Source organism: Lysobacter koreensis, from assembly GCF_042677045.1.
Taxonomy (GTDB): Bacteria; Pseudomonadota; Gammaproteobacteria; order Xanthomonadales; family Xanthomonadaceae; genus Lysobacter_K; species Lysobacter_K koreensis.
On the sequence record NZ_JBHTIH010000002.1, the window covers coordinates 236,389 to 262,196 of the forward strand.

The 25,808-nt window shown below is 68.5% G+C and carries 26 protein-coding genes and 1 tRNA gene; 19 read left to right on the top strand and 8 right to left on the bottom strand.

The annotated features are described in order from the left end of the window. Positions 1-87 precede the first annotated feature (87 nt). Both ACFQZQ_RS01255 and ACFQZQ_RS01260 read right to left on the bottom strand, forming a co-directional pair. Positions 88-579: a peroxiredoxin gene (locus ACFQZQ_RS01255; RefSeq protein ID WP_386811623.1), complete on the bottom strand. Its 492-nt coding sequence runs from the start codon at positions 577-579 to the stop codon at positions 88-90. Then, on the bottom strand, positions 576-1,136 hold the full coding sequence (locus tag ACFQZQ_RS01260; RefSeq protein ID WP_386810876.1) for a glycine cleavage system protein R: 561 nt from the start codon (positions 1,134-1,136) through the stop codon (positions 576-578). The genes ACFQZQ_RS01255 and ACFQZQ_RS01260 overlap by 4 nt, the downstream gene beginning before the upstream one ends. A 228-nt stretch (positions 1,137-1,364) precedes the next feature. Between ACFQZQ_RS01260 and dapA the strand changes: the two genes are divergently transcribed. Then, complete coding sequence (gene dapA, locus ACFQZQ_RS01265) at positions 1,365-2,285, top strand: 4-hydroxy-tetrahydrodipicolinate synthase (RefSeq protein WP_386810877.1); 921 nt, start codon at positions 1,365-1,367, stop codon at positions 2,283-2,285. 14 nt (positions 2,286-2,299) lie between these two features. Further along, positions 2,300-2,857 (top strand): hypothetical protein, encoded by a 558-nt coding sequence (locus ACFQZQ_RS01270; RefSeq protein WP_386810878.1) that lies wholly within the window; start codon positions 2,300-2,302, stop codon positions 2,855-2,857. 82 nt (positions 2,858-2,939) lie between these two features. Here ACFQZQ_RS01270 and fdxA read toward each other — a convergent pair whose 3' ends face one another. Together fdxA and ACFQZQ_RS01280 are read right to left on the bottom strand one after the other, a co-directional pair. After that, the gene (gene fdxA / locus ACFQZQ_RS01275; protein ID WP_386810879.1) at positions 2,940-3,263 is read right to left on the bottom strand and encodes a ferredoxin FdxA; all 324 of its coding nucleotides are present in this window, start codon (positions 3,261-3,263) and stop codon (positions 2,940-2,942) included. Between the two features lie 151 nt (positions 3,264-3,414). After that, a tRNA-Glu gene (locus tag ACFQZQ_RS01280) sits at positions 3,415-3,490 on the bottom strand. A gap of 86 nt (positions 3,491-3,576) precedes the next feature. Between ACFQZQ_RS01280 and pcnB the strand changes: the two genes are divergently transcribed. From pcnB to pgi, 6 genes are all read left to right on the top strand, one after another. Continuing rightward, positions 3,577-4,935: a polynucleotide adenylyltransferase PcnB gene (gene pcnB / locus ACFQZQ_RS01285; RefSeq protein ID WP_386810880.1), complete on the top strand. Its 1,359-nt coding sequence runs from the start codon at positions 3,577-3,579 to the stop codon at positions 4,933-4,935. Next, positions 4,932-5,426: a 2-amino-4-hydroxy-6-hydroxymethyldihydropteridine diphosphokinase gene (folK, locus tag ACFQZQ_RS01290; protein ID WP_386810881.1), complete on the top strand. Its 495-nt coding sequence runs from the start codon at positions 4,932-4,934 to the stop codon at positions 5,424-5,426. Before pcnB ends, folK begins: the two co-directional genes overlap by 4 nt. A 4-nt stretch (positions 5,427-5,430) precedes the next feature. Continuing rightward, positions 5,431-6,249: a 3-methyl-2-oxobutanoate hydroxymethyltransferase gene (gene panB, locus ACFQZQ_RS01295; RefSeq protein WP_386810882.1), complete on the top strand. Its 819-nt coding sequence runs from the start codon at positions 5,431-5,433 to the stop codon at positions 6,247-6,249. Positions 6,250-6,303: 54 nt separating this feature from the next. Then, positions 6,304-7,152, top strand: coding sequence for a pantoate--beta-alanine ligase (gene panC / locus ACFQZQ_RS01300; RefSeq protein ID WP_386810883.1), 849 nt, complete (start codon positions 6,304-6,306; stop codon positions 7,150-7,152). A gap of 134 nt (positions 7,153-7,286) precedes the next feature. Next, the gene (gene panD / locus ACFQZQ_RS01305; protein WP_386810884.1) at positions 7,287-7,667 is read left to right on the top strand and encodes an aspartate 1-decarboxylase; all 381 of its coding nucleotides are present in this window, start codon (positions 7,287-7,289) and stop codon (positions 7,665-7,667) included. 10 nt (positions 7,668-7,677) lie between these two features. Next, positions 7,678-9,195, top strand: coding sequence for a glucose-6-phosphate isomerase (gene pgi, locus ACFQZQ_RS01310; RefSeq protein ID WP_386810885.1), 1,518 nt, complete (start codon positions 7,678-7,680; stop codon positions 9,193-9,195). A gap of 128 nt (positions 9,196-9,323) precedes the next feature. Here the strand turns inward: pgi and queG are convergent, their stop codons facing one another. Next, on the bottom strand, positions 9,324-10,385 hold the full coding sequence (gene queG, locus ACFQZQ_RS01315) for a tRNA epoxyqueuosine(34) reductase QueG (RefSeq protein ID WP_386811624.1): 1,062 nt from the start codon (positions 10,383-10,385) through the stop codon (positions 9,324-9,326). A 62-nt stretch (positions 10,386-10,447) separates the two neighbouring features. Here queG and ACFQZQ_RS01320 point away from each other — a divergent pair, with 62 nt between their 5' ends. From ACFQZQ_RS01320 to ACFQZQ_RS01365, 10 genes are all read left to right on the top strand, one after another. Beyond that, complete coding sequence (locus ACFQZQ_RS01320; RefSeq protein WP_386810886.1) at positions 10,448-11,947, top strand: NAD(P)H-hydrate dehydratase; 1,500 nt, start codon at positions 10,448-10,450, stop codon at positions 11,945-11,947. Then, positions 11,947-12,429, top strand: coding sequence for a tRNA (adenosine(37)-N6)-threonylcarbamoyltransferase complex ATPase subunit type 1 TsaE (gene tsaE, locus ACFQZQ_RS01325; RefSeq protein WP_386810887.1), 483 nt, complete (start codon positions 11,947-11,949; stop codon positions 12,427-12,429). The genes ACFQZQ_RS01320 and tsaE overlap by 1 nt, the downstream gene beginning before the upstream one ends. Positions 12,430-12,516: 87 nt before the next feature. Next, complete coding sequence (locus ACFQZQ_RS01330) at positions 12,517-14,124, top strand: N-acetylmuramoyl-L-alanine amidase (RefSeq protein WP_386810888.1); 1,608 nt, start codon at positions 12,517-12,519, stop codon at positions 14,122-14,124. Between the two features lie 137 nt (positions 14,125-14,261). Beyond that, a complete protein-coding gene (gene mutL, locus ACFQZQ_RS01335; RefSeq protein WP_386810889.1) occupies positions 14,262-16,076 on the top strand; it encodes a DNA mismatch repair endonuclease MutL in 1,815 nt (604 codons plus the stop codon). Between the two features lies 1 nt (position 16,077). After that, complete coding sequence (locus tag ACFQZQ_RS01340; protein ID WP_386810890.1) at positions 16,078-17,037, top strand: DUF1684 domain-containing protein; 960 nt, start codon at positions 16,078-16,080, stop codon at positions 17,035-17,037. An 11-nt stretch (positions 17,038-17,048) separates the two neighbouring features. After that, positions 17,049-18,086 (top strand): TraB/GumN family protein, encoded by a 1,038-nt coding sequence (locus tag ACFQZQ_RS01345; RefSeq protein WP_386810891.1) that lies wholly within the window; start codon positions 17,049-17,051, stop codon positions 18,084-18,086. Positions 18,087-18,097: 11 nt separating this feature from the next. Continuing rightward, entirely contained in the window at positions 18,098-18,616 is a 519-nt protein-coding gene (locus ACFQZQ_RS01350) for a hypothetical protein (RefSeq protein ID WP_386810892.1), read from the top strand. 263 nt (positions 18,617-18,879) lie between these two features. Continuing rightward, positions 18,880-19,533 (top strand): hypothetical protein, encoded by a 654-nt coding sequence (locus tag ACFQZQ_RS01355; protein WP_386810893.1) that lies wholly within the window; start codon positions 18,880-18,882, stop codon positions 19,531-19,533. A 72-nt stretch (positions 19,534-19,605) separates the two neighbouring features. Next, entirely contained in the window at positions 19,606-20,028 is a 423-nt protein-coding gene (locus tag ACFQZQ_RS01360; protein ID WP_386810894.1) for a PaaI family thioesterase, read from the top strand. A gap of 41 nt (positions 20,029-20,069) precedes the next feature. Next, entirely contained in the window at positions 20,070-20,762 is a 693-nt protein-coding gene (locus tag ACFQZQ_RS01365; protein ID WP_386810895.1) for a hypothetical protein, read from the top strand. A 382-nt stretch (positions 20,763-21,144) separates the two neighbouring features. Here the strand turns inward: ACFQZQ_RS01365 and rnfB are convergent, their stop codons facing one another. The 3 genes from rnfB to ACFQZQ_RS01380 all read right to left on the bottom strand — a co-directional run bounded on the left by rnfB (position 21,145) and on the right by ACFQZQ_RS01380 (position 24,492). Beyond that, the gene (gene rnfB, locus ACFQZQ_RS01370; RefSeq protein ID WP_386810896.1) at positions 21,145-21,591 is read right to left on the bottom strand and encodes an Rnf electron transport complex subunit RnfB; all 447 of its coding nucleotides are present in this window, start codon (positions 21,589-21,591) and stop codon (positions 21,145-21,147) included. A 169-nt stretch (positions 21,592-21,760) separates the two neighbouring features. Continuing rightward, positions 21,761-23,899, bottom strand: coding sequence for a methionine--tRNA ligase (gene metG, locus ACFQZQ_RS01375; protein WP_386810897.1), 2,139 nt, complete (start codon positions 23,897-23,899; stop codon positions 21,761-21,763). Positions 23,900-24,045: 146 nt separating this feature from the next. Further along, positions 24,046-24,492: a DUF2147 domain-containing protein gene (locus tag ACFQZQ_RS01380; protein ID WP_386810898.1), complete on the bottom strand. Its 447-nt coding sequence runs from the start codon at positions 24,490-24,492 to the stop codon at positions 24,046-24,048. 243 nt (positions 24,493-24,735) lie between these two features. On the opposite strand from ACFQZQ_RS01380, the gene apbC reads away from it, so the two are divergent. After that, positions 24,736-25,797, top strand: a complete 1,062-nt coding sequence (apbC, locus tag ACFQZQ_RS01385) for an iron-sulfur cluster carrier protein ApbC (protein ID WP_449284327.1) — start codon at positions 24,736-24,738, stop codon at positions 25,795-25,797. The last annotated feature ends 11 nt before the right edge of the window (positions 25,798-25,808 follow it).

A 25,808-nucleotide genomic window follows, 5' to 3' on the forward strand; every position in this document is an offset into this window, starting at 1 on the left:
GCAGGACGAAAGCGGGGAAGAACTCGCAGCAACAGGCCACCACATTCCCGCGGGGCGGGGTGGTGGGAGCGCGGTTCGTCGGGGTGGTCACTGCGTGGTGGCGACCTTGAGCGCGTCGAGAACGGCTTGGGCATGGCCGGCCACCTTCACCGGGCGCCATGACTGGGCGATGACCCCGCTGGGGTTGACCAGGAAGGTGCTGCGCTCGATGCCCATGTGCTTGCGGCCGTACAGCGTCTTTTCCTTGATCACCCCGAACGCGTTGCACAAGGCCTCGTCTGCATCGCTGACCAGGTCGAACCCGAAGCCCTGCTTGCCGCAGAAGTTCTGGTGCGACTTGATCGAATCGCGCGATACGCCCAGCACCGTCGCGCCAAGGCGCTTGAACTTGGGCAGCAGCGCGTTGAAATCGAGGCCTTCGGTGGTGCAGCCCGGGGTGCTGTCCTTCGGATAGAAGTACAGGGCCAGCCACTGGCCGGCGTAATCGCTGGTACGGGCGGCCGCGCCGCTGGACAGCGCGAGCGGCAGGTCGGGAATACGGTCGCCGGTATCGAGTGCGGTCACTTCGCCATCCTTCAGAACTTCATCGGGTCCATGATGGCGTCGAGGTTGAGGTGGTCGCAGAACTCGAGGAAGTCATCGCGCAATGCGGCGATGTGCATGCTCGCCGGCACGCCGATGGTGACCTGTGCGGAGAACATGTCGGCGCCGGTCTGCATGGCGCGGTAGCGCGAGCAGTGCAGGCTCTCGATGGTGATGCCCTGGCGGTCGAAGAAATCGGCCAGTTGGAACAGGATGCCCGGCTTGTCCGCCGCCACGACCTCGACGATGTACGGCAGCAGGTTGGATTGCACCTGCTTGGCGCCGGTGCGATACCAGATCAGCTTGAAGCCTTCCTCGCGCTCGAGCCGGGTCAGCATTGCCTCGAGCTTGGCGATCGCGTCCCAGGAGCCCACCGCCAGCGCGGTCACCGACACGTCGCGGCCGACCGTGGACAGGCGTGCGTCGACCAGGTTGCAGCCGCTGTCGGCGATGCGGCGCGTCACCGACAGCAGTGGCGACTCCGGATGCGTCGTGTAGGCGTTGATCAGGAGGTGGTTTTCGTTCGGCGACGGCCGGGCAGCGGAATCGGTCAAGGCGGCGCCTGCAAGATGGGGATGTACAGCAATGGAGCCTGACTTTACGGATTTGACTACTCCGAGCACCCAAGGTGACCGCATCCCCGGTTACTGAACGGCGGCCGCGCATGGAGCGTTGGCTTCGGGGGAGCATACTTGCCCGCGCTTTCACGCCGCAAGTAACATCGGTGCATGCGCGGCGCCTGTTGCCGCCCTTCACGCGACTTCCACGCAAAGGCTTCCCACTTGCGACTTTTCGGCAGCATTACCGCGCTGGCGACGCCGTTCAACGCGTCCGGCGAGATCGATCTCGAAGCGTGGCTGCGCCTGCTGGCGCTGCAACTCGACGGCGGTACCCAGGCGATCGTGGTCGCCGGCTCGACCGGCGAGGCCGCCGCGCTTTTCGATGTCGAGTTCGACACTTTGCTGCGCAGCGCGGTGGAGTTCGTCGCCGGGCATGCTGGTGACAGGCATGTGCCGGTGCTGGCCGGGACCGGCGGCTCCAACACCGCCAAGACCATCGAGTACACCCGTCGCGCCGCGGCGCTGGGCGCGGACGCCGCCTTGGTGGTCACGCCGCCCTACGTGCGACCGACCCAGCCCGGCTTGGTGGCGCACTACCGCGCGATAGCCGACGACGGCGCGCTGCCGGTCGTGCTCTACAACGTGCCGGGCCGAACCGGCGGCGACCTGCTTCCGGAGACGGTTGCCGAACTGGTTTCGCATCCGCGCATCATCGGCATTAAGGAAGCGCGCAGCGAGCCCGAGCGCATGGCCGCGTTGCTCGCCTTCAAGAGCGAGAACTTCGCGGTGCTCAGCGGCGACGACCCGACCGCGTGCCGGGCGATGCTCGCCGGCGCCGACGGCGTCATCTCGGTCGGCTCGAACGTGTTGCCGGGGTCTTTCCGGCGCTTGTCCGACCTCGCCCGCGCCGGCAAGGGCGCCGAAGCCCTGGCCTGGGACGCGCAACTGGCCGCGGTCTACGATTTCCTCGGCGTGGAATCCAACCCGATCCCGGTCAAGGCGCTGCTGTCGCGCCTGGGAATCGGCCACGGCCTGCGGCTGCCGCTGCTGCCGCTGTCCTCCCAACATGCCGATGCGGCCGCGGCGATCGCCGCGGCCGTACTCGAACTCGAACACGCCTGCCGCGATTCGCTCGCGGCCTGAACCTGGAGATTCCCATGTCCGTTCCCGTCCCCGTTTCCTTGCCGCGTGCCGCGGTTGCCGGCCTGCTGGTGGTGGGCCTGCTCGGCGCCAGTGGCTGCAGCTGGTTCCGCAAGGGCGACAAGCTCTATGCGCAGAGCGCGGAAAGCCGTCCACTGGAAGTGCCGCCGGACCTCGACCTGCCGCGCAGCGACGGCGCGATGGGAGTGCCGAGCGGTTCGGTCACGGCGTCTGGCCAAGCGTCCGCCGCGCCTATGGCACCCGCTGCAGCCGCCGGCACCGCGGCCACGCCGGCAAGCTCGACGATCGGCTTCACCACTCCGGGCAGCCGCGACGAGGTCTTCAACAAGGTCGGCGACGCGCTGGCCAAGGTCGGAGGCGTCAACGTCGCCAGCCGCGCACAGCTGCTCGGTGCGTTCGATGTCAACTACGAAGGCAGCAACTTCCTGGTGCGGGTCAGCGCGGCCGACGCCGGTGCCTACGTGTCGGCGGTCGATCCGCGCGGTCTGCCGGCCACCGGCGAGCCGCCGGCCAAGCTGATCGCCGCACTCAAGGCGGCGATCGGCGGCAACTGAGCCGGTTCGACCGCGAACATGAAAACGGGCGCCCGAAGCGCCCGTTTTTCTTGGTGCAATCCAGCCCGTGCGTGGGGGTGGATCAGCGTTCGAGCAACGCCAGCTTGTCGGGCTTGCCTTCCCAGTCCTTCGCATCGGCCGGCGCGTCGATGCGCGCGGTGATGACCGGCCAGGCCTTGGCCAGCTCGGCGTTCAAGGCCACGAACATCTCCTGGCCGGCCGGCACGTCATCCTCGGGGTAGATCGCGTTGACCGGGCACTCGGGCTCGCACAGGGTGCAGTCGATGCACTCGTCCGGATCGATCACCAGGAAGTTCGGGCCGACGTGGAAACAGTCCACCGGGCACACCTCGACGCAGTCGGTGTACTTGCACTTGATGCAGCTCTCGGTGACGACGAAGGGCATGGCGGAATCCGTGTGGAATGGGCGATGAAGGCGGTGGCATTCAGTAGTGTAGCGAGTGCGCCATGGCCGCCCAAGAGCGGGGAGTGCCCTTCGCAGGCAAAAAAAAGCCCGCGCATCGCTGCACGGGCTTTTTGCGAATGAATCGCGAAATTGGTGCTCCCAACGAGATTCGAACTCGTGTTTTAGCCTTGAGAGGGCCACGTCCTAGGCCTCTAGACGATGGGAGCAGGGTCCGCGCCGGACTCTCAACGTAACGCGGCCTGCTAGTATATGCGGCGCTGTTGCCGTCGGCAATGGTTTCCGCCACATCAACATGGAACGCGGCGACGCCCGCAAGATGCAGCCCGACTACAGCCCAGCCAATCCCATCCTCCGGGTCATCCCGCGCGACCAGCACAACGTCTCGCGCCGGGACATCAGCCCCAATGCGCTGCGCGTGCTGTACCGCCTGCGCGACGCCGGCTTTGGCGCCTACCTGGTCGGGGGCGCGGTGCGCGACCTGCTGGTCGGCGGCCATCCCAAGGACTTCGACATCGCCACCGACGCGACGCCGGAGCAGGTCAAGCAGCTGTTCCGCAACTGCCGCCTGATTGGCCGCCGATTCCGGCTGGCGCACGTGGTGTTCGGGCGCGAGATCCTCGAGGTCGCGACCTTCCGCGCCAACGTAGACGACGGCAGCGGCGACCGCGAGACTCACGAGGGCGGCCGACTGTTGCGCGACAATGTGTTCGGCACGATCGAGGACGACGCGATCCGCCGCGACTTCACCGCCAACGCGCTGTACTACGCGATCGAGGATTTCTCGGTACGCGACTACACCGGTGGCTTCGAAGACGTGCAGAACCGGCTGATGCGCCTGATCGGCGACCCGGAGACGCGTTACCGCGAAGACCCGGTGCGCATGCTGCGCGCGGTGCGGCTGGCGGCCAAGCTCGATTTCGAGATCGAGGCGGCGACCGCCGCGCCGATCCCGCAGCTCGCACCGTTGCTGGCCGAAGCGGCCCCGGCGCGGCTGTTCGAGGAGTGCCTGAAGATGTTCCTGTCCGGCCACGCCGTGCAGAGTTTCCTCGGCCTGGAGCGTTACGGCCTGCTGCCGGCGCTGCTGCCCGAAACCGCGGCAGCGCTCAAGTCCAACCGCAGCGGTGCGCTGCGGCGGATGCTGCTGGAGGGCCTGCGGGGCACCGACCAGCGCGTGGCCAACGACGAGCCGGTATCGCCGGCGTTCCTGTTCGCGTTGCTGCTGTGGCCGGCCTACTGCCGGGCGCTGATGGCGCTGCAGGCGGGGGGCATGCACGCGGTCGAGGCCGAACGCCGCGCCGCCGACCGCGTCACCGTGCACCAGTTGTCGACGATCGCGCTGCCGCGACGGTTCTCGCTGCCGATGCAGGAAATCTGGCTGTTGCAGTCGCGCTTTTCGCAGCGCCAGCGCAAGCGCGTGTTCCGCTTGCTCGCGCACCCGCGCTTCCGCGCGGCATTCGATTTCCTGAGCCTGCGGCTGGCGGCTTCGCCCGAACATGCCGAGGACGTCGCGTTCTGGCGCGACGTGCAGGACCAGCCTGGCGACGTGCTGGCCGCCCAGCTCGATGCCCAGCCCGAGCCGGCCGGGGAAATCGACGGGGAGCCGCGCAAGCGGCGCCGGCGTCGACGCGGTCCGGCCACGGCGGCGGAGTGAAAGCGGCGACGGTGGCGTTCGTCGGCCTCGGCGGCAACGTCGGGGACGCCGCCGCGACCTTGCGTGCCGCGCTGCGTGCGCTCGATGGCCTGGCCGGTACCCGCCTGCTGCGCGCCTCGCGCCTGTATCGCACCCCCGCCTGGGGCGTGACGGCGCAGGCGGATTTCGTCAACGCGGTGGCGATGCTGGAAACGCGCCGCGAGCCGCAGGACCTGCTCGCCGAACTGCTGTCGATCGAACGCGGGGCCGGTCGTGACCGCAGCGGCGACGATCGCTGGGGCCCGCGCACCCTGGACCTCGACCTGCTGCTCCATGGCGACACGCTGATCGACGAGCCGGGCCTGCACGTGCCGCATCCGCACCTGCACGAGCGCGCCTTCGTGCTGGTACCGCTGCTCGAAATCGCGCCCGACCTGGTCGTGCCCGGCCACGGTCCGGCCCGGGAGCTGCTGGCCGCGATGGCCACCGTGGACATACAAGCGATAGGCTAGCGCCATGTACGCCGCCGCCCCCAACGAAAAGCCCTGGACCGTGCCCGCGCTGCTCGACGCCAAGCGCGGCGGCCGCAAGCTGGTGATGCTGACCTGCTACGACGCCGGCTTCGCGCGTGCGCTCGATGCCGGCGGCGTCGACCTGGTGCTGGTCGGCGATTCACTGGGAATGGTGGTGCAGGGCCACGGCAGCACGCTGCCGGTGACGGTCGACGACATCGCCTACCACACCGCCTGCGTCGCCCGCGGCCTGGCGCGCGCGCTGTTGATCGCCGACCTGCCGTTCCAGGCCGATGCCTCGCCGCAAACCGCGCTGGCGGCATCCACCCGCCTGCTGCAGGCCGGCGCCGGCATGGTCAAGCTCGAAGGCGCAGGCCACAAGCTCGAGGTGATCCGCTACCTGGTCGAGCGCGAGATCCCGGTCTGCGCGCACCTGGGTTTGACCCCGCAATCGGTGCTGCGCCTGGGCGGCTACAAGGTGCAGGGGCGCGACGATGCGGCCGCGTCGCAGGTGCGCGCCGACGCACTCGCGGTCGCGCAGGCCGGCGCCTCGCTGCTGGTGCTCGAATGCGTGCCGACCCCGCTCGCCGCCGCGATCACCGCCGACCTGGAGATCCCGACGGTCGGCATCGGTGCCGGCCCGCAATGCGATGGCCAAGTGCTGGTGCTGCACGACCTGCTGGGCATCAACAGCGGGCATCGCCGGCCGAAGTTCGTCAAGGATTTCCTCGCCGATGGCGGTTCGATCGCGGGAGCGATCGGGGCATTCGCTGCCGCGGTGCGCGATGGCACCTTCCCGGATGCCGAACATTCCTACGCCTAGCGCAGTGCCCGCGCGCTGCCGCGTCGCGCCGGCGCCGAATATCCAGGAAACCGCATGATCGAAACCGTCACTGAGCTGGCCGTGCTGCGCGAGCGCATCGGCCAATGGAAGCGCGCCGGCCTGCGCATCGGCTTCGTGCCGACGATGGGCAACCTGCACGCCGGCCACCATTCGCTGCTGCAGCTCGCGCGCGAACGTGCCGACCGCATCGTCGTCAGCGTATTCGTCAACCCGACGCAGTTTGGTCCCAATGAGGACTTCGGTTCCTACCCGCGCACGCCCGAGGCCGACGCGGAGGGCCTGGCGGCGGCCGGTGGCGACCTGCTGTGGCTGCCCTCGGTCGCGACCATGTATCCGCACGGCGCGCAGGCCGCGGTGCAGGTGCGCGTGCCGGGCGTGACCGAAGTGCTCGAGGGCGCGCACCGGCCGGGCCACTTCGATGGCGTGGCCACGGTGGTCACCCGCCTGTTCAACCAGGTCCAGCCCGACGTCGCGGTGTTCGGCCGCAAGGATTACCAGCAACTGGCGGTGATTCGCTATCTGGTCGAAGACCTCGCGCTGCCGCTGGAGGTGCTCGCCGGTGACACCCTGCGCGAGGCCGACGGATTGGCCATGAGTTCGCGCAACCAGTACCTGTCCGCGGGAGAGCGCCCGCGTGCGGCGCTGATCCAGCGCACGTTGCAGGCCATGCGCGAGGCGATACAGGCGGGGAAAGCCACGGCGGGGGTGGAGGCTGAGGCCGCCGCGCAGCTGGCCGCGGCGGGCTTCCTCGTCGATTACGCGGTGGTCCGTGGTCCCGACCTGCAGCCTGCCGAGGACGCCGCGCGCGGACCGCGGATCGCGCTGGTCGCGGCCCGGCTGGGCCGGACCCGGCTGATCGACAACCTCGAGTTCTCGCGCTAGCAAGGTTCGGTAATGCCAGCCCGGCTGGACCAAAGCCAGACGCCGGCTGAACGCTGCCCGGCCCGATGTTGCAGCGCGGAATGCGCTGCTAAACTTCGGTTTTCGCGCCCGCACGTCCGCGGACGGAGACCGACATGCAGCTGAATGTGCTCAAGGCCAAGATCCACCGGGCCACCGTTACCCACGCCGAACTGCACTACGAAGGCTCGTGTGCGATCGACGGGCGCTTGCTGGATATCTCCGGTATCCGCGAGTACGAGCAGGTCCACATCTACAACGTCAACAACGGCCACCGCTTCATCACCTATGCCATCCGGGGCGAAGAGGGCAGTGGCGTGATCTCGGTCAACGGTGCCGCCGCGCACCGCGCCCAGCCCGGCGACCTGCTGATCATCTGCGCCTACGGCAGCTGCGACGAGGCCGAGGCGGCCAAGTTCAAGCCGACCCTGGTCTACGTAGACCGCCACAACCAGCTGACCCACACCAACCATTCCATGCCCGCCCAGGCCGCCTGAAGCGACCGGCATGGACGCTGCTGACCGTATCGAACTGCTGCGCGCCCACGCGGCGCGTCTGGCTGGCAGCCGCATCGCCGAACTGATCGAGGCCGATCCAGCCAGGGCCAGCGATTTCGCGTTGCGGGTCGGCCCGATCTACGCCACTTTCGCGCGCCAGCGTTACGACCGCGAGGCCCTCGCGGCCGGGTTCGGCATGCTCGAGGCGATCGGGGCGCCCGCGCGCCTGCGCGCCCTGGTCGACGGCGAGGCGGTCAACGCCACCGAGGCCCGCCCGGCACTGCACACCGCGTTGCGCAGCGATCTGTCGACGTCCCCCGCAGCCTCTGCCGCACACGCCCAAGCGGTTGCGGCGCGCGACGCGATGCGGGCCATGGTCGAGTCTCTGGCGGCCAGCGAGGTCACCGATATCGTCAGCGTCGGCATCGGCGGCTCGGATCTGGGACCGCGACTCGCGGTCGATGTGCTCGGACCCTTGCAGGGGGGGCGGTTCCGCGTGCATTTCCTCTCCAACGTCGACGGCCATGCCGCGCAGCGCGTGCTTGCCGGGCTCGATCCGAAGCGCACCGCCGCACTGCTGATCTCCAAGAGCTTCGGCACCCAGGAGACGCTGCTCAACGGCGCGATCCTGCGCGAGTGGCTCGGCGACGACTCGCGTCTCTACGCGATCACCGCGAACGTGGCGCGCGCGGCCAGCACTTTCGCGATTCCATCCGAGCGCGTCCTGCCGATGTGGGACTGGGTCGGTGGGCGCTATTCGCTGTGGTCGGCGGTCGGTCTGCCGATCGCGCTGGCGATCGGCATGGACGGTTTCGAAGCCTTGCTCGCGGGCGCCGCGCAGATGGACGCCCATGTGCTGGCCACGCCGATGGCGCAGAACCTCGCCGCATGGCACGCGTTGACCGCGGTGTGGAACCGCAACGCACTCGGCTTCGGCACCCACGCGGTGCTGCCGTACGACGAACGCCTGAAACTGCTGCCCAGCTACCTGCAGCAACTGGTGATGGAAAGCCTCGGCAAGTCGGTGCGCGTCGACGGTTCTCCGGTGGCGGCCGACACAGTGCCGACTTGGTGGGGCGGGGCAGGCACCGATAGCCAGCACAGCTTCTTCCAGGCGTTGCACCAGGGCACCCAGGTCGTGCCATCCGACCTGATCGGGGTGCTGGCGCTGGATCATCCGTATCCCGAGAACCACCGCGCCCTGCTCGCCAACCTGTTCGCGCAGGCCGAGGCGTTCGCGACCGGTGAAGCCAGCGACGACCCGCACCGCGCTTACCCGGGCAACCGGCCGAGCACGCTGATCCTGCTCGATGCGTTGACCCCGCACGCGCTAGGCGCGTTGCTGGCGTTGTACGAGCACAGCGTCTACCTGCAGGCGCTGGTCTGGGACATCAACCCGTTCGACCAGTTCGGGGTCGAACTGGGCAAGCAGGTCGCCACGCGCCTGCGGCCGGCGTTGGACGGGCAGGTCGCGGCGGATGATCCGGTGACCCGCGAGATATTGAATGAGTTGCGCGCGCGGGCCTGATGAGGGCATTTCTGCCGCTGTTCCTGCAACGCACCATCTGACTTGAGTCGTCATCCCAAACGGAGCGGGGAATCCAATTCCCTGCGAGTGTCCTGCAGCAGGTCCGTCACTGCGTTCGGGACGACGGCTCACTGGGCACCATGGCGTTGCAGCGCCCACTGGACATGCTCGCGCACCACGCCGTTGTCCGACTGGCGCCTTGATTCGAGCGCGGCAAGCACCTCCGGCGACGTCGGCGCGTTGCCCAGCGCGATCGCGATGTTGCGCAGCCAGCGCTCGTGGCCGCTGCGGCGGATCGCGGTGCCTTCGGTGCGCTGCAGGAATTCCTCCTCGTCCCACGCGAACAGCTGCGCCAGCGTCGCGCGGTCCAGTTCGTTGCGCGCGCGGAAGTCCGGCTCGTCGCTGCGCTTGGCGAACTTGTTCCACGGGCACACCAGCTGGCAATCGTCGCAGCCGAAGATCCGGTTGCCGATCAACGGCCGCAACTCCTCGTCGATCGCGCCGTCGTGCTCGATCGTGAGGTAGGAAATGCAGCGACGGGCATCGAGCCGATTCGGCGCGACGATCGCCTGGGTCGGGCAGATGTCGATGCAGCGCGTGCAGGTGCCGCAGTGCGCACTCGCCGGCTCATCGACCGGCAATGGCAGGTCGAGGTAGATCTCGCCGAGGAAGAACCAGCTGCCGCCGTCCTTGTCGATCAGGCAGGTGTGCTTGCCGATCCAGCCCAGCCCGGCGTTGCGCGCGAGCGCGCGCTCCAGTACCGGCGCCGAATCGACGAACACGCGGTGGCCGAACGGCCCGACGGTCTCGGCGATGCGGTCGGCCAGGCGCTGCAGGCGCTGGCGCATCAGCTTGTGATAATCGCGGCCGAGCGCGTAGCGGGCGACATAGGCGCGTTCGCCATCGGCGAGCGTGATCCAGGCCTCGTCGTCGTCGCGGCGCCCGTAGTCCAGGCCGACCGAGACCACCCGCAAGGTGCCCGGGACCAGCTCGTCCGGACGCGCGCGCATGCCGCCGTGCCGCGCCATCCACTCCATCGAACCGTACAGGCCCTGTGCGAGCCAATCGCGCAGGTGGTCCGCGTCTTCGCTCAGTTCGATGCCGGCGATGCCGCAACGCTGGAAGCCGAACTCGCGCGCGAGTTCTCGGATGCGCGCGGCAAGGGCGACGTAGTCCGGGGTGGGAACCAGCGTGTGTTCGAGGGGCTTCACGGCCAAACCAGTATAGAAGCGGGCAAGTATAGAATCGCGCGATGTCAGCCGCCCTTGAAACACCGGCCAATGCGCTGTTCGACGCCGCCTCGCTGCGGGCGATCGAAGCGCGCGCGGCGCAACTGCTCGGTGACGAGTTCGCATTGATGCAGCGCGCCGGGCAGGCGGCATGGCGCGAGTTGCTCGACCGCTGGCCGAAAGCGCAGCGCCTGCTGGTGGTCTGCGGACCGGGCAACAACGGCGGCGATGGCTACGTGTTGGCGACCCATGCGCGCTCCGCCGGTCGCGAGGTGCGGGTACTGCATTTGCCCGAACATGCCCCGCGGGGCGTGATGGCGCAGCGCGCGCACGCCGGCTACGCGGATGCCGGTGGCCGCACCGAAACCTTTACCGGCGAGTTGCCGGCGGCGGACGTGGTCGTCGATGCGCTGTTCGGCATCGGCCTGTCGCGCGCGCCGGATTCGTCCGTTGCGACGATGATCGCGGCGGTCAACGCCCAGCCGGCGCCGGTGTTCGCGCTGGACGTGCCCAGCGGCGTGGACGCCGGGCTCGGCAGCGCGCCGGGCGTCGCGATCAATGCACAGCACACGCTGGAGTTCATCGCCCGCAAGATGGGGCTGTGCACCGGCACGGCGCTCGATCATGCCGGCAGCCTCGCCCTGGCCACGCTCGACCTGCCAGCGGCCGCAATCGCGGGCATCGCGCCCGTGGCGGTCTGCGTCGACACGTCGCATCTTTCGCGCTGGCTATCGCCGCGCACGCGCGACAGCCACAAGGGCTCGCACGGGCGCGTGCTGGCCATCGGTGGCGACCATGGCGCGGGCGGCGCGATCGTGTTGTGCGCACAGGCGGCACTGCGCTCGGGCGCCGGGTTGGTCGAAGTCGTGACGCGGCAGGTGCACGTCGCGGCACTGCTGGCACGCCTGCCCGAAGCCATGGCGCAGGCCGACGATGCCGAGTCACTGGCCGCCGGGCTGGCGCGCGCCGATTGCGTCGCGGTCGGCCCGGGACTCGGCCAGGGCAGCTGGGGGCAGGCGTTGTTCGCGCGCGCCCTCGCTGCTGGAAAGCCGCTGTTGCTCGACGCCGACGCGCTCAACCTGCTCGCCGTACACGCCGCGCCATTGCCGCCAGACAGCATTCTCACGCCGCATCCCGGCGAAGCCGCGCGACTGCTCGGCATCTCCACCGCGCAGGTCCAGCAAGACCGTTACGCCTCGGTACACGCGCTGCGCGATCGCCACGGCTGCGTGGTGGTGCTCAAAGGCGCGGGCACGCTAATCGCCGCGCCGGGCGAAACCACCTGCGTGATCGCGGCCGGCAATCCGGGCATGGCGGTGGGCGGCATGGGTGACGTGCTCAGCGGGGTGATCGCGGCGCTGCGCGCGCAGGGATTGCGCGCGTTCGATGCCGCGGTGTGCGGCGCCTTGCTGCACGCGGCGGCGGGCGATGCCGCCGCGCGCGATGGCGGCGAGCGCGGCCTGCTGCCGAGCGACCTGATGCCGTGGTTGCGGCGCCTGGCCAATCCCGGAGGTGGTCGCTGATGTCCTGGTGGTTGGCCGATGTCGACGCGACCGACGCGCTCGGTGCCGCGATGGCGAACACGCGCCCCGACCACGCGGTGGTGCACCTGCAAGGCGACCTGGGCGCGGGCAAGTCGAGCCTGGCGCGCGCGCTGCTGCGCGCGCTCGGCGTGGTCGGCGCGATCCGCAGTCCAACCTACACGTTGGTGGAGCGCTATCCGCTGGCAAGCGGCGGCGAAGCCTGGCACCTCGACCTGTACCGGATCGCCGACGCCGGCGAGCTGGAGTTCCTCGGCCTGGACGGCGACGAGGCGCGGCTGTGGCTGGTCGAATGGCCCGACCGCGGGCAGGGCGGATTGCCGCCGCCCGACCTGCTCGTGGCCTTGGCGGTGGACGGCGTGGGACGGCGCGTCGAGCTGTCCGCGCCTACCGAGGTGGGGCAGGCATGGCTGGCCCGAATCAGCGCGGCCACCGCCACGCTTGGCTCTCCGGGCCTCTCCTGAACGGTTCCGCAGGAAGTTACGCCAGGTTGCGGATTCCAAAGGAAAAAGTGCTTGCAATCCCCGGGGGCTGGTGCTTGACTACGGCCCATGCGAGTCAAAGGCGACACCTTCCAGAAATTGCTGCTTGGCACCGCGTTGCTCGCGGCGCTGGCCTGGAACCTTGCTCACGCCAGTGAAATCAAAGGCTTGCAGATCGCCACCGGGGCCACCGGCACCCGCGCGGAGATCGCGCTCGACCAGGAAGCGCAGTTCAAGCTGATCAGCCTGGCCGGCCCGGACCGCTTGGTCGTCGACCTGCCGGCATCGAGCCTGGCCCGTGGCTTCCAGCTGCCGGCCGCCGCCGGTGTGGTGAAGGCGATTCGCACCGGCTCGCCGACGCCCGGCACCGCCCGCATCGTGTTCGACCTCGCCCAGCCCGTCGCCGTACTGAAGCCGCGGATCGAGGCGGGCAGCTCGGGGCCGCGGCTGGTGCTCGAATGGCCGGGCGATGGTGCCGAGCCGACCGCGACCAAGAGTGTCACTGCCGCGACAGCGAATCCGACGCCGGCAACTCGCGCCGATTCGATGGCCGCGACGCCGTCCGCCACCGCGAGCGCGCCTGCGATCGATCCGGCCGCCGCCTCCAGCGCGGCGACCTCGCGGCTGATCTCGGAACTCGCCGCGCGCTCGGCCGCGAATACTACGAACAACGCCGCTAACACCGCCGCGAACCCGATCAGCACCGCCGTGCCCGCCACGTTGCCGCCGCCCGCGGTCGTTGTCGCCGACAGCACCGCGCTGCCGACCCGCGTCGCCACCGGCGTTCCCACTCGCGTGGCCACCGGGCAGCCCACCCTGATGCCCGGCGCCCCGGCGAGCGCGATTCCGGCACCGGCCGCGACCGACGTGCCGCCGTCCGGCGCGGTCAAGACCATCAAGGACGTGATGCGCGGCCGCGGCATGCGTCCACTGGTGATTGCAATCGACCCCGGCCACGGCGGCCAGGATCCCGGCGCGGTTGGCCTGGCCGGCAACCGCGAGAAGGACGTGACCCTGGCGATCGCGCGCGAGCTCGCCCGCCAGATCAACGCCACCCCCGGGCTCAAGGCCTACCTGACCCGCAACACCGACATGTTCATCCCGCTGCCGCAGCGCGCGCGCCTCGCGCGGCAGGCGAGGGCCGACATGTTCGTGTCGATCCACGCCGACGCCGCCGAAAACCGCAACGCCAAGGGTTCGTCGGTGTACGTGCTGTCGCTCAAGGGCGCGTCCTCGCAACGCGCGCGCTGGCTGGCCGACAAGGAAAACGCCGCCGACCTGATCGGTGGCGTGCGCCTGGAAACCACCAGCAACACGCTCGCCTCGGTGCTGCTCGACCTGACCCAGAGCGGCCACATGAAGGCTTCCGAAGACGCGGCCTCGCACGTGCTCGACGGCCTCAAGCGCGTCGGCAACAACCACAAGCCGCACATCGAGCGCGCCAACTTCGCGGTGCTGCGCACCTCGGACATGCCGGCGATGCTGGTCGAGACCGCCTTCATCTCCAACCCCGACGAAGAGCGCCGCCTCACCGATCCGGCGCACCAGCGCGCGCTCGCACGCGCGGTGCTCGACGGCGTCAATACCTATTTCCTGCGCCAGCCGCCGCCAGGCACGATGTACTCCGCGCGCGCCGATGCGCAGATGTCGCCCGGCGCGGGCGGCGGCAGCCCGTAGGGCGGGCTCAAGCCCGCCGATTTCCAAGCAACGGCAGCAGCTCGACAAAGGCAGCAGCGGCCCCAAGCCCACCGCACGCTACGGGCTATCATCACCGCTGACCTTTTCGACGGCATCCGCGCGGTGCTGCAGACGCCGTGCCGATACGCCAGCTGCCCGACATCCTGATCAACCAGATCGCCGCCGGCGAAGTTGTCGAGCGGCCCGCGTCCGTGGTCAAGGAACTGGTCGAGAACGCCCTGGATGCCGGCGCCACCCGCGTCGACATCGACCTGGAGGAAGGCGGCTCCCGCCTGATCCGCATCCGCGACGACGGCGCCGGCATCCCCGGCGACGAGTTGCCGCTGGCGATCTCGCGCCACGCCACCAGCAAGATCGCCTCGCTCGACGACCTCGAGGGTGTCGGCACGCTCGGCTTCCGCGGCGAGGCGCTGCCGTCGATCGCTTCGGTCAGCCGCTTCTCGATGACCTCGCGTCGCGGCGATGCCGCGCACGGCGCATCGCTCGACGTCGACGGCGGCCGGGTCGGCGCGGTCACGCCCAAGCCGCACCCGCAGGGCACCACCGTCGAGGTCCGCGACCTGTTCTTCAACGTGCCGGCGCGGCGCAAGTTCCTCAAGGCCGAGCGCACCGAGCTGGGTCATATAGAGGAGTGGCTGCGGCAGCTCGCACTGGCGCGCCCTGACGTCGAGCTGCGCGTGTCGCACAACGGCCGTCCGTCGAAGCGCTGGAAGGGCGAGAGCGACCTGTTGTCCGACGTGCGCCTCAACGAGACCCTCGGCGAGGAATTCGCGCGCAACGCCCTGCATGTCGACCACGCTGCCGCCGGGCTGCGACTGCACGGCTGGATCGCGCAACCGGCGTACAACCGCGCCAGCGCCGACCAGCAATACCTGTACGTCAACGGCCGCGCGATCCGCGACCGCAGCGTCGCGCACGCGGTCAAGCAGGCGTATGCCGACGTGCTGTTTCACGGCCGGCAGCCGGCGTACGTGCTGTTCCTGGAGCTTGACCCGCGCCGCGTCGACGTCAACGTGCACCCGGCCAAGCACGAGGTGCGGTTCCGCGACGCGCGCCTGATCCACGATTTCGTCTACCGCACCCTGCAGGGCGCCTTGGCCGAGACCCGCGCTGGCACGGCCATAGGGCAGGGTGTGGGAGGCGCTTCAGCCCCGGCCGACGCCTGGCAAGTGATCGCGGCCGACGCCGCGCCAACAGGTTCCGCCGCCTACCGCTGGAACGCGCCGCAGGCGCCGCTCGGCCTGCAGGTCGCCGACACCCGCGCCGGTTACGCGCAGTTGTACGGCGCGCCCGCGCAGGCGCTGCCGATGCAGGCGACCGCCTTGCCCGCGAGCGACGACGCCACCCTGCCACCGCTGGGCTACGCGATCGCGCAGCTGCACGGCATCTACATCCTCGCCGAGAGCGCCGACGGCCTGATCGTGGTCGACATGCACGCCGCGCACGAGCGCATCGGCTACGAGAAGCTCAAGTCCGCGCACGACGGCGAAGGCCTGCGCACCCAGCCGCTGCTGGTGCCGGCGATGCTGGCGGTGTCCGAGCGCGAGGCCGAGACCGCCGAGCGCGAGGCCGCGACACTCGCCACCCTGGGTTTCGACGTGACCCGCAGCGGCGCGCAGTCGCTGACCTTGCGCAGCGTGCCGGCACTGCTTGCGCACGGCGACGTCGAGGCGCTGCTGCGCGACGTGCTCGCCGACCTGCGCGAACACGGCGAGTCTCGGCGCGTGGCTGCGGCGCGCGACGAACTGCTGTCGACCATGGCCTGTCACGGCGCGGTGCGCGCGAACCGGCGCCTGACGCTGCACGAAATGAACGCCCTGCTGCGCGAGATGGAAGCCACCGAGCGCTCGGGCCAATGCAACCATGGCCGTCCGACTTGGGCGCGCTTCAGCCTGACCGAAATCGATCGCTGGTTCCTGCGAGGACGTTGAGATGCGCCACACCCAGAAACACGTTTCGACGATGGTGGCCTGCGCGGCAGCACTGCTCGCGCTGGCGGCCTGCGGCGAGGACGAGGCCGCCAAGGCCGCCGCCGCCGCAAGCGCGCGCCAAGCCCAGGCGGCATTCGTTGCCGCACAGAAACCCTGGCGCGACGAGCGCCACGCCGAGCTGACCCAGCCCGACGGCTGGACCAGCCTGGTCGGCCTGCACTGGATTGATCCGGGCGCGCACTACCTGGGCAGCGACGCCGACAACGGCATCCGCCTGGCGATGGGTCCCGCGCACCTGGGCATGCTCGACCGCAAGAACGCCAAGCTGCGCTTCGTGCCCGAGCGCGGCGTCGCGGTCACGCTCGACGGCGCGTCGTTCAAGGGCAGTACCGCGCTGCGCGCCGACGACGATGCCGCCGGCCCGAGCAAGCTCGGCTTCGACGACGGCAAGGGCGTGGCCACCGTGATCAAGCGCGGCGATCGCTATGCGCTGCGCGTCAAGCACGCCGACGCGCCCACCCGCACCGGCTTCAAGGGCATCGACTACTGGCCCGGCGGCGCCGACTGGAAGCTCAGCGGCAAGTTCGTCGCGCACCCGGCCGGCAAGACCATCCCGATCGCCAACATCATCGGCACCACCGACGAGACGCCCAACCCCGGCGTGGTCGAGTTCGAGCGCGACGGCAAGCCCTACCGGCTGGAGGCGCTGGACCAGGGCGACGGCGGCCTGTTCCTGGTGTTCGCCGACCGCACCAGCGGCCACGGCAGCTACGGCGCCGGCCGTTTCCTCGACGCGCCCAAGCCCGATGCGCAGGGCCGGGTCGCGCTCGATTTCAACCAGTCCTACAACCCGCCGTGCGCGTTCACCCCGTTCGCGACGTGCCCGTTGCCGCCTCCCGAAAACCGCCTCGACCTGGCGATCGCCGCCGGCGAAAAGAACTATCTCCAGTCCAAGCCCTGAGACCGAACCGCATGCGCAACGCCACCTTGCTGGGCCTGTCCGTACTTGCCGTGGCGCTGCTCGCCGCCGCCCCGCTGATCGCCCCGGCGCAAGACGCCGGAAGCGTGGCTCCGAACCCCGCGACCAGCACCGCCACCCCGACCACCGCGATGCCCGCGGCGAGCGCCGCCAAGGCGCCGCCGCTGCCGCTGCTGTGGAAGCTGTCCGACGCCGACAACGCGGTCTACCTGCTCGGCTCGTTCCACCTGCTCAAGCCCGACGACTACCCGGTGTCGAAGGACATCGACAACGCGTTCGCCGCCGCCGACAAGCTGGTGTTCGAAGTGCCGCCGGCGGAAATCAGCGACCCGGCGGTGGGGCAGAAGGCGCTGCTCGCGGCCGGCTACGGTGACGCGCGCACGCTCAGCACCGTGTTGCCGCCGGACCTGCGCGACAAGTTCAGCGCGATGCTGGCCCAGCGCGGCGGTTCGATCGCGCAGCTCGATGCGTACGAGCCGTGGTTCGTAAACCTGTCACTGGTGATGGGCGTGTCGCAGGCGATGGGCTTCCGCGCCGAGAACGGCCTCGACCAGCACCTGATGCGACAGGCCGCGACCGCCGGCAAGCCGACCTCCGGGCTGGAAACGATCGACGTGCAGCTGCGCACGCTCGACAGCACGCCGATGGCCGAGCAGATCGTGTCCCTGCAGGAGTTCGTCGACGAACCGCAGAAGATGCCCGGCCTGCTCAGCGAGCTGCACCAGGCCTGGCGCGACGGCGACCTGGCCAAGCTCGACGAGATGACTCGCGGCGAGATGCTCGCCAAGACCCCGGAGACCTACCGCCTGCTCAACGTCGTCCGCAACGACGCCTGGATGCCGCAGATCCGCGCGCTGCTGGACGGCTCGAAGACCGACGACACCCTGGTGGTGGTCGGCGCGATGCACCTGCTCGGCCCCGACGGGCTGGTCGACCGGATGCGCGCGGGTGGTTACAAGGTCGAGCGCGTGTGTTCGGCGTGCACCGGTCTAAAGGCCGAGAAAGCCGTCGCGCCGGCGGCCAACCAATAGTTAGGCCTCATATGCAGTATCTCCGCGACTTCCTCAAGACCGCTCATAACTCGGCATCAATGCAGCCGGATGATTCCTCGTGGATTGACACGGCGGATGTCCCAAACAAGGCTGGTTGGTACTACATCAGCACGAATGCACCGATCGAGCTGCTTGCTCGCCAAGAACTTTGGCAGCAGGAGTATCCGAAGAGGCGATCAGGACACGTCACGCCTGTAAGAAACTACGACCTAGCTGCGCGTTCGCGTCGACACTGCCAAGCACTGTCAACCTTTTGGAACACTAAGCACGTCTACTCAGGGTTTGCTAAAAACCTTCGAACTCGCGCAAGGGAGCACACGCTGCCAGACCCGGGCACTGCTGCACTTGCACTTGGTCGTTACCCAGAACTAGCTAACTACAGCTGGCAGTTCAGCTACCTCACGCTGGAGGGGTTCATGCCAGCTTGTCCCAATCCAACCTTTATTCTTAGGCTTGGCGAGCAGATCTGGCGTGCCGAAAATGGCTGGCCCGTGCTTTGCGCGGCGTGAGGCCTGACAGTTCATTCAAGCCGAAGTCGCTTCGCGGCTCGGCTTAGTTCAGGGCTTAGGCAGTACGAGAGAGATCATCGAACTTGCTCGAAATCTGAGCTTTGCAGAGCGGGGGGCATTGTCCGAGATACGGGGGTAATGGCTTTGAGCTGGAGCGAGCCAAGCCGCCGTTTTGAGGCTGGAAAGCGGCCTAGCTATCAAGCCGAACGCGCTTGGCGTGCCGGTTCAATTCAGGCGTTAGGGGACAGTATGGAATTGCGCGGATGATCGACTGGCTAAACCCAATTGCAACGCTTATCGCGTCATTCGGCGGGGCATGGGCCGCCTTCAAGCTGCAATCTGTTGAGCGGACTCGAGACGTTCGTCGCGCAAACATTACAGCTGCGAATAGAGCGTTGATGACAATGATGCAGCAGGCAAACACGCTGAAGCTATATCAGGAGGATCAAATTGATCCTCGTCGCGAACATCCCGGTCGCCACCTTGCTATCCGCGCAACCTTACCCCACGAGCTAGATGCGCTTCGATTCGACTTCAAGTCGCTGGATTTTTTGGACTCTCCGAAGGAGCAGCAGTTGCTTTTTGAGCTTTCGGTTGAAGAGCGCCGCTTTACCGAAACGCTTCGTGCGATCAACGCACGATCCGAGATCTTGCTTACTGAGGTCGATCCAAAACTCAGTTCTGCTGGATTTCTCGACGGTGGAAGTTACGAAAGCAAGGATCTGAAGCAGGCTCTTGGACAGCCGCTCTATAACAAGCTGAAGCGCCTGACCGATGATGTGATCCACCATGTAGACAGAACCAACGAGTCCATTGTTGAGATGAAGAACAAGTTCCTGCTTGCGGCCAGGGCGCGGTACCCAGGAACGAAGTTCGTAGACTTCGAATTTCCTGATGCGTCAACTGCCGCTTCTTAGCAGTCAGTTCAAGTCGAAGCCGCTTCGCGGCTCGGTCTAGTTCAGGCGCTAGACGTTGTTTGGAGAAACTCGATGTCTGACCTGCAAGAGCGCATCTCCGCCAGCTTTTCCGCTCAAGGGCTGATGGCCACTTTGGGTGCCCAGCTCATCCTGGTCGCCCAAGGCGAGGTGCGGATTGCGCTGTTGCCGCGGCCGGAACTGTCCCAGCAGCACGGCTACATTCATGCCGGCGTCCTCACCAGCGTGCTCGATAGCGCTTGCGGTTACGCCGCCTTGACGGTCGCGCCGGCCGGGCTGGACGTTCTTACCGTCGAGTTCAAGATCAACTTCGTCCGGCCCGCGGTTGCGGACCGGTTCGTGGCGGTCGGCAAGGTGACCAAGGCGGGCAAGACCCTGACGGTGTGCCAGGGCGAGGTGATCGGCGAGCAGGGCGCGCGCCGCGAGACCATCGCGGTCATGCAGGCCACGATCATCAATGTGTCAGGCCACAGCTGACAGTTCATTCGAGTCGAAGCCGTTTCGCGGCTCGCCGCATCTTGAACATCACCCAAGGAACAAGTCGGATGCTGCCTCAATCGTTTTTTCGGTGGACTGGCCTGGCCCTGATGTTGGCGGGGGCGCTTACGCTGTTGATCAGCATCGCCCTGACCCCCTTGGTCGCTGGCGCTGATCGTCCCTTTGTCGAGACTGCGGCGAGCTCTGCGTTCCTTTGGCGCCAGAGTCTTTCCGCGCTCGCAGCGGCATTGCTGCTGTTCGGCTCCGTGGGCCTGTATCTGCTGCAGGCCAATCGCGCGGGGCGTTTCGGCGCGGTCGCGTTCGCGATGGCCTTTGTCGGTTCGGCGTTGTTGTTGGCCTGGGAATGGGTGGATATCTTCATCCTGCACGACCTCGCATTGCGTGCACCGGACGCGCTGCGGGTGCTGGACGAGCAGGAAGGCCTGCACTTCTATGACCTGGGTGCGCTCATTCCCATTGGGCTGTTCGCGCTGGGGTGGATCGCGCTCGCGGTGTCCACGATCCGGGTCTGCCGTCCGCACCGCCGCGCGGCGTGGTTGCTCGTGATCGGCTTCTTCGCGGTTCCGATGCTGAGCGCGGCGTTCGGTCCGCTATGGGGCGGCGCGCTCGGCAACGCAGTCTTGTGTTCGGGTTGGATCCTGCTTGGCCTCGCGGTCAGTCGTGGGACAGCCCTGGACGCCACGGGCGGCCCAGCAGGCGACCTGGCTCCCTGAGTTCGTTCCGCCGGGTCCGCTTCACGGCTGGGCTTCCTGCGGACTGGCGCGACGTTCCCGGGCTGGCGCGCGACTCTCCAGGTGTCGTGCACGACACTCTGGGTATCGCGCGCCACTCTCCGAGAGTCACGCGCGACTCTCAAAGAGTCACGCGCGACACTCCGGGCATCAAGCGCCACTCCCGGAGAGTCACGCGCGACACTGCGGGGTATCACGCGCCACTCTCAAAGAGTCGCGCGCCACACTCTGAGAGTCACGCGCGACACTGCTGGGTATCGCGCGCCACTCTCAAAGAGTCACGGGCGACACTAAAAGAGTCGCGCACGGCACTCGGAGAGTCGCTGGCGACACTCCGGGTATCGCGCACCAGCCGGCATGGTGTTCAGCGTGTCGCGGTCGAGCCGGCGGCGGCCGCCGGTGGCACCAGCACGATGCAGTCGACCGGGCAGGCGGGGACGCACAGCTCGCAGCCGGTGCACAGCGGTTCGATCACGACGTGCATGTGCTTGGAGCCGCCGATGATCGCGTCGACCGGGCAGGCCTGGATGCACTTGGTGCAGCCGATGCAGTCGGCCTCGACCACCAGCGCGACCTGCGCCGGCTTGTGCTCGCCGCGGCTGCGGTCGAAGGGTATGGGCGGCACGCCGAGCAGCTTCGCCAGCGCACGCGCGCCCGCATCGCCGCCGGGCGGGCAGTGGGCGACGCCGGCCTCGCCGGCGGCCATTGCCTCGGCATACGGCCGGCAGCCGGCGTAGCCGCATTGGCCGCATTGCGTCTGCGGCAGCAGGCGGTCGAGGCGCTCGACGAGGTCGACGGAATCAGGGGTCATGTAGGGCGGGTTTTAACCCGCCATCGCCATACATGCATGCCGAGCCGCGCGGGGAAGATTCGTTGCCGTGGTTCCTCGCGATCCGGATTGGCGGGATGGCGGGTTAAAACCCGCCCTACGCTTGGCGCTCCCACGGATGCGCGGATGGCAGGTGGCAACCCGCCCCACGTCAGCGGACCGGCATGCCCGGCTGCGCGCCGGGGTCGGCGTCGAGCAGGTGCAGGCCGTCGCCGTCGAAGCCGGCCGACAGGATCATCCCCTCGCTGATGCCGAAGCGCATCTTGCGCGGGGCCAGGTTGGCGATGAACACCACGGAGCGGCCGACCAGCTTGTCCGGCTCGCCGTACGAGCCGCGGATGCCGGAGAAGATCTGCCGGGTGCCCAGGTCGCCGGCGTCCAGCTCGAAGCGCAGCAGCTTGTCGGAGCCTTCGACGAACTCGCAGGCCAGCACCTTGCCCACGCGCAGGTCGAGTTTGGCGAAGTCGTCGATGCCGATCGTCGCGGCGCCGCTGGCTGCAGGCGCGGCTTTGGTAGGAGCGGCTTCAGCCGCGAGCTTTTTGCCGGCGTTCGCAACGTCCGTGGTCGCGGCTGAAGCCGCTCCTACGCCGCGAAGCAAGTCCCCTTGGGGGACGGGCGCCGGTGCGGCGTCGGTCGGCTTGAGAGATTCCTTGCTGGCTTCGGTCATGGCTTCGATGTGCTTGGGGTCGATACGGGTGAACAGCGGCGTGTAGGCGGCGATGCGGTGCGCGAGCAGCGGCGCGGCCAGGTCGTCCCAGTGCGCGACCGGCGCGGCCAGGAACGCCTCGGCCTGCGCGGCCACGCGCGGCAGCACCGGCTTGAGCGCGGCGGCCAGCACCCGGAACAGGTTCAGGCCCTGGGTGCAGACGCCGTGCAGCTGCGCGTCGGCGCCTTCCTGCTTGGCCAGCACCCACGGCTTGGTGTCGTCGATATAGCGGTTGGCCTCGTCGGCCAGCGCCATCGTCAGGCGCAGTGCGGTCGCGGCCTCGTTGCGCGCGTAGGCCTGCGCGATCGGCGCGAGCTGAGCGACGAAGCGCGCGTACATCGCGGGGTCGGGCAGGGCGTCGGCGAGCTGTCCGCCGAAGCGCTTGTCGATGAAGCCGGCGCAGCGGCTGGCGAGGTTGACGAACTTGCCGACCAGATCCGAGTTCACGCGCGCGACGAAGTCGGCCAGGTTGAGGTCGAGGTCGTCGACGCCGCCGGAGGTCTTGGTCGCGAAGTAGTAGCGCAGCGCCTCGGGGTCGAGGCCGGCGTCGAGGTAGCTGCGCGCCATGACGAAGGTGCCGCGCGACTTCGACATCTTGGCGCCGTCGACAGTGAGATACCCGTTGACGTGCAGCCGGGTCGGCGCGCGGAAGCCGGCGCCGTGCAGCACCGCCGGCCAGAACAGGCCGTGGAAGTTGACGATGTCCTTGCCGATGAAATGGTGCAGCTCGGCTTTGCTGTCGCGAGTGAGGTAGCTGAAGAAATCCAGGCCTTCGCGTTCGCACAGCGCCTGAAAGCTGCTCAGGTAGCCGATCGGCGCGTCCAGCCACACGTACAGGTACTTGCCCGGGTGGCCGGGGATCTCGAAGCCGAAGTAGGGCGCGTCGCGCGAGATGTCCCACGCGCGCAGGCCGCCCTCGGCGTCCAGCCACTCCATCAGCTTGGCCTTGACGCCGGGCGTGGCGACGTCGCCGGCCAGCCACTCGCGCAGGAAGTCCTGGAAGCCGCCGACCTCGAAGAAGAAGTGCTCCGAGTCGCGCAGCTCCGGCGCCGCGCCGCTAAGCACCGAGCGCGGTTCCTTGAGCTCGGTCGGCGCGTAGGTGGCGCCGCAGTTCTCGCAGTTGTCGCCGTACTGGTCGGCGGTGCCGCAGTTCGGGCAGGTGCCCTTGACGTAGCGGTCGGGCAGGAACATGCCCTTGACCGGGTCGAACAGCTGCGCGACCGAGCGCCGCTTGATGTGGCCGGTGTTGTCGAGCTTGGCGTAGATCGCCTCGGTCATCGCGCGGTTGCGCGGCGAGTTGGTCGAGTCGAAGTGGTCGAAAGCGACGCCGAAGTTGGCGAAGTCGCGCTCGTGCTCGGCCTGGATGCCGGCGATGAAGGCTTCCGGCGTGGTGCCGGCTTTCTCCGCGGCCAGCATGATCGGCGTGCCGTGGGTGTCGTCGGCGCAGACGAAGTGCGCGGTGTGCCCGGCCAGGCGTTGCGCGCGCGCGAAGATGTCGCCCTGGATGTAGCCGACCAGGTGGCCCAGGTGCAGCGGGCCGTTGGCGTAGGGCAGGGCGCAGGTGACGACGAGCTCGCGGGACATGGCAGCGACGGTGCGAAGGGCCGGCGATTATCGCATGCGGTGGCGGACGGGCCGGAGTGGCGCGCGTCCGGCAAGGGCGGCGACCCGCGGCAAAAGAAAAGGCCCGGCGAACCGGGCCTTTTCACTTCCAGCGAAGAACGCGGTGCTTACTGGCGAACCCAGGTCTGGGTGCGGCCGAGCAGCGAGAAGCCCATGAAGCCGCGCACGTCGAGCTTCTTGCCGCCGGCCGTGGGGCTGACCTTGGCCGAGTAGACCTTGCCGGTCGCCGGGTCGAGGATCTGCCCGCCTTCCCAGCCGCTGCCTTTCTTCTTCAGGCCCCACAGGATCACCATGCCCTTGACCGGCTTGTTCTTGCGTTCGCCCGAGCACTTGTCGCAGACCGGGTTCGGGCCGCGGTCGGACTGCAGGATCTCGTTGACGCGGCCGGCGAGCGTGCCGTTGCTGGTCTCGTAGATCTCGACCACGGACTTGGGCTTCTTGGTCTTGTCGTCGATCGTGGTCCAGGTGCCCACCGGCGAAGACTGCGCGAACGCCGCCGTGGAAATGGCCAGCAGCGGCAGTGCGAGCAGCAGGACGAGCAGTTTGTTGCGCATGTTCCCCTCCCAGGGTTTGGCGTGGTCCGGCCGAACTCAGCGGCGCGGTTGCGGCCTTTATATACCGCATCCTCCGGCGTATGGAAGTCGCGCCGGTGCGCGGTTCAGCGAGCTCGACGCCGCCGGCGAGCGGCAGGCGGCGGCAATGTGCGTCGGCGTGGCGCTTGCCACGCCTGCGACAATGCGCGCGTCGTCCCCCACGCCACTCCAAGGCCCGCCGTGACCGAGTTGAACCGCAACGAGTTGATCCGAGACGAAATCGCCGCATTGGCGATCCCCGCCACCGCGCACACCTTCGCCGACTCCGCCGCCCGCATCCGGGTCGCAGTCGCCGACGCGCAGGCCGCGGTGGAGATCACCGCCGGCTTCCCGGTGGCCGGCATGCACGACGAGGTCCGCGCCGCGATCGCCGCGGTGCTCGCGCGGCACCAGCTGACCTTGGCTCGGCTGGAACTGGGCCATCGCATCACCACCCACGCGGTCCAGCCCAAGGTCACGCCGCTGCCGAACGTGCGCAACCTGATCGCGATCGGCTCGGGCAAGGGCGGGGTGGGCAAGTCAACCACCGCGGTCAACTTGGCGTTGGCGCTGGCCGCCGACGGCGCGCGCGTGGGCGTGCTGGATGCGGACATCTACGGTCCGAGCGTGCCGATGATGCTGGGCCTGACCGGCCGCCCCGACAGTCCCGACGGCAAGTCGATCGAGCCGATGCGCGCGCACGGCATCCAGGCGATGTCGATCGGGCTGCTGGTCGAGCAGGACACGCCGATGATCTGGCGCGGGCCGATGGCGACCTCGGCGCTCACGCAGCTGCTCAACGACACGCGTTGGGACGATCTGGATTACCTGATCGTCGACCTGCCGCCGGGCACCGGCGACATCCAGCTGACGCTGGCGCAGAAGATCCCGGTCGCCGGCGCGGTGATCGTCACCACGCCGCAGGACGTGGCCACGCTGGACGCGCGCAAGGCGCTGAAGATGTTCGAGAAGGTCGAGGTGCCGGTGCTGGGGCTGATCGAGAACATGGCGGTGCACGTGTGCTCGAACTGCGGCCACGCCGAGCACGTGTTCGGCGAGGGCGGCGGCGAGCGCATGGCGTCGCAGTACGGGATCGCGCTGCTGGGCAGCCTGCCGCTGGAGGTCGGGATTCGTGAACAGGGCGATGCCGGTGTTCCGATTGTGACGGCACTGCCGAAAGCCGCCGCCGCCGATGCGTACCGCTTGACCGCCCGTCGGCTTGCGGTCGCACTTTCCTGCCGTCCGCAGGTCGCAAGACCGCTGGCTGTGTCGCTCTTGGGCCAATAACGCCTTAATCG

Bases quoted from the DNA above. Each gene is read 5' to 3' on its own strand.
- panD (WP_386810884.1), top strand. From the start codon at position 7,287: ATGCAGCTGAATGTGCTCAAGGCCAAGATCCACCGGGCCACCGTTACC.
- ACFQZQ_RS01330 (WP_386810888.1), top strand. From the start codon at position 12,517: ATGCGAGTCAAAGGCGACACCTTCCAGAAATTGCTGCTTGGCACCGCG.
- fdxA (WP_386810879.1), bottom strand. From the start codon at position 3,263: ATGCCCTTCGTCGTCACCGAGAGCTGCATCAAGTGCAAGTACACCGAC.
- panB (WP_386810882.1), top strand. From the start codon at position 5,431: ATGTACGCCGCCGCCCCCAACGAAAAGCCCTGGACCGTGCCCGCGCTG.
- rnfB (WP_386810896.1), bottom strand. From the start codon at position 21,591: ATGACCCCTGATTCCGTCGACCTCGTCGAGCGCCTCGACCGCCTGCTG.
- tsaE (WP_386810887.1), top strand. From the start codon at position 11,947: ATGTCCTGGTGGTTGGCCGATGTCGACGCGACCGACGCGCTCGGTGCC.
- pcnB (WP_386810880.1), top strand. From the start codon at position 3,577: ATGGAACGCGGCGACGCCCGCAAGATGCAGCCCGACTACAGCCCAGCC.
- ACFQZQ_RS01360 (WP_386810894.1), top strand. From the start codon at position 19,606: ATGTCTGACCTGCAAGAGCGCATCTCCGCCAGCTTTTCCGCTCAAGGG.
- metG (WP_386810897.1), bottom strand. From the start codon at position 23,899: ATGTCCCGCGAGCTCGTCGTCACCTGCGCCCTGCCCTACGCCAACGGC.
- ACFQZQ_RS01345 (WP_386810891.1), top strand. From the start codon at position 17,049: ATGCGCAACGCCACCTTGCTGGGCCTGTCCGTACTTGCCGTGGCGCTG.
- ACFQZQ_RS01270 (WP_386810878.1), top strand. From the start codon at position 2,300: ATGTCCGTTCCCGTCCCCGTTTCCTTGCCGCGTGCCGCGGTTGCCGGC.
- ACFQZQ_RS01350 (WP_386810892.1), top strand. From the start codon at position 18,098: ATGCAGTATCTCCGCGACTTCCTCAAGACCGCTCATAACTCGGCATCA.
- ACFQZQ_RS01320 (WP_386810886.1), top strand. From the start codon at position 10,448: ATGTCAGCCGCCCTTGAAACACCGGCCAATGCGCTGTTCGACGCCGCC.
- pgi (WP_386810885.1), top strand. From the start codon at position 7,678: ATGGACGCTGCTGACCGTATCGAACTGCTGCGCGCCCACGCGGCGCGT.
- panC (WP_386810883.1), top strand. From the start codon at position 6,304: ATGATCGAAACCGTCACTGAGCTGGCCGTGCTGCGCGAGCGCATCGGC.
- ACFQZQ_RS01340 (WP_386810890.1), top strand. From the start codon at position 16,078: ATGCGCCACACCCAGAAACACGTTTCGACGATGGTGGCCTGCGCGGCA.
- ACFQZQ_RS01380 (WP_386810898.1), bottom strand. From the start codon at position 24,492: ATGCGCAACAAACTGCTCGTCCTGCTGCTCGCACTGCCGCTGCTGGCC.
- ACFQZQ_RS01355 (WP_386810893.1), top strand. From the start codon at position 18,880: ATGATCGACTGGCTAAACCCAATTGCAACGCTTATCGCGTCATTCGGC.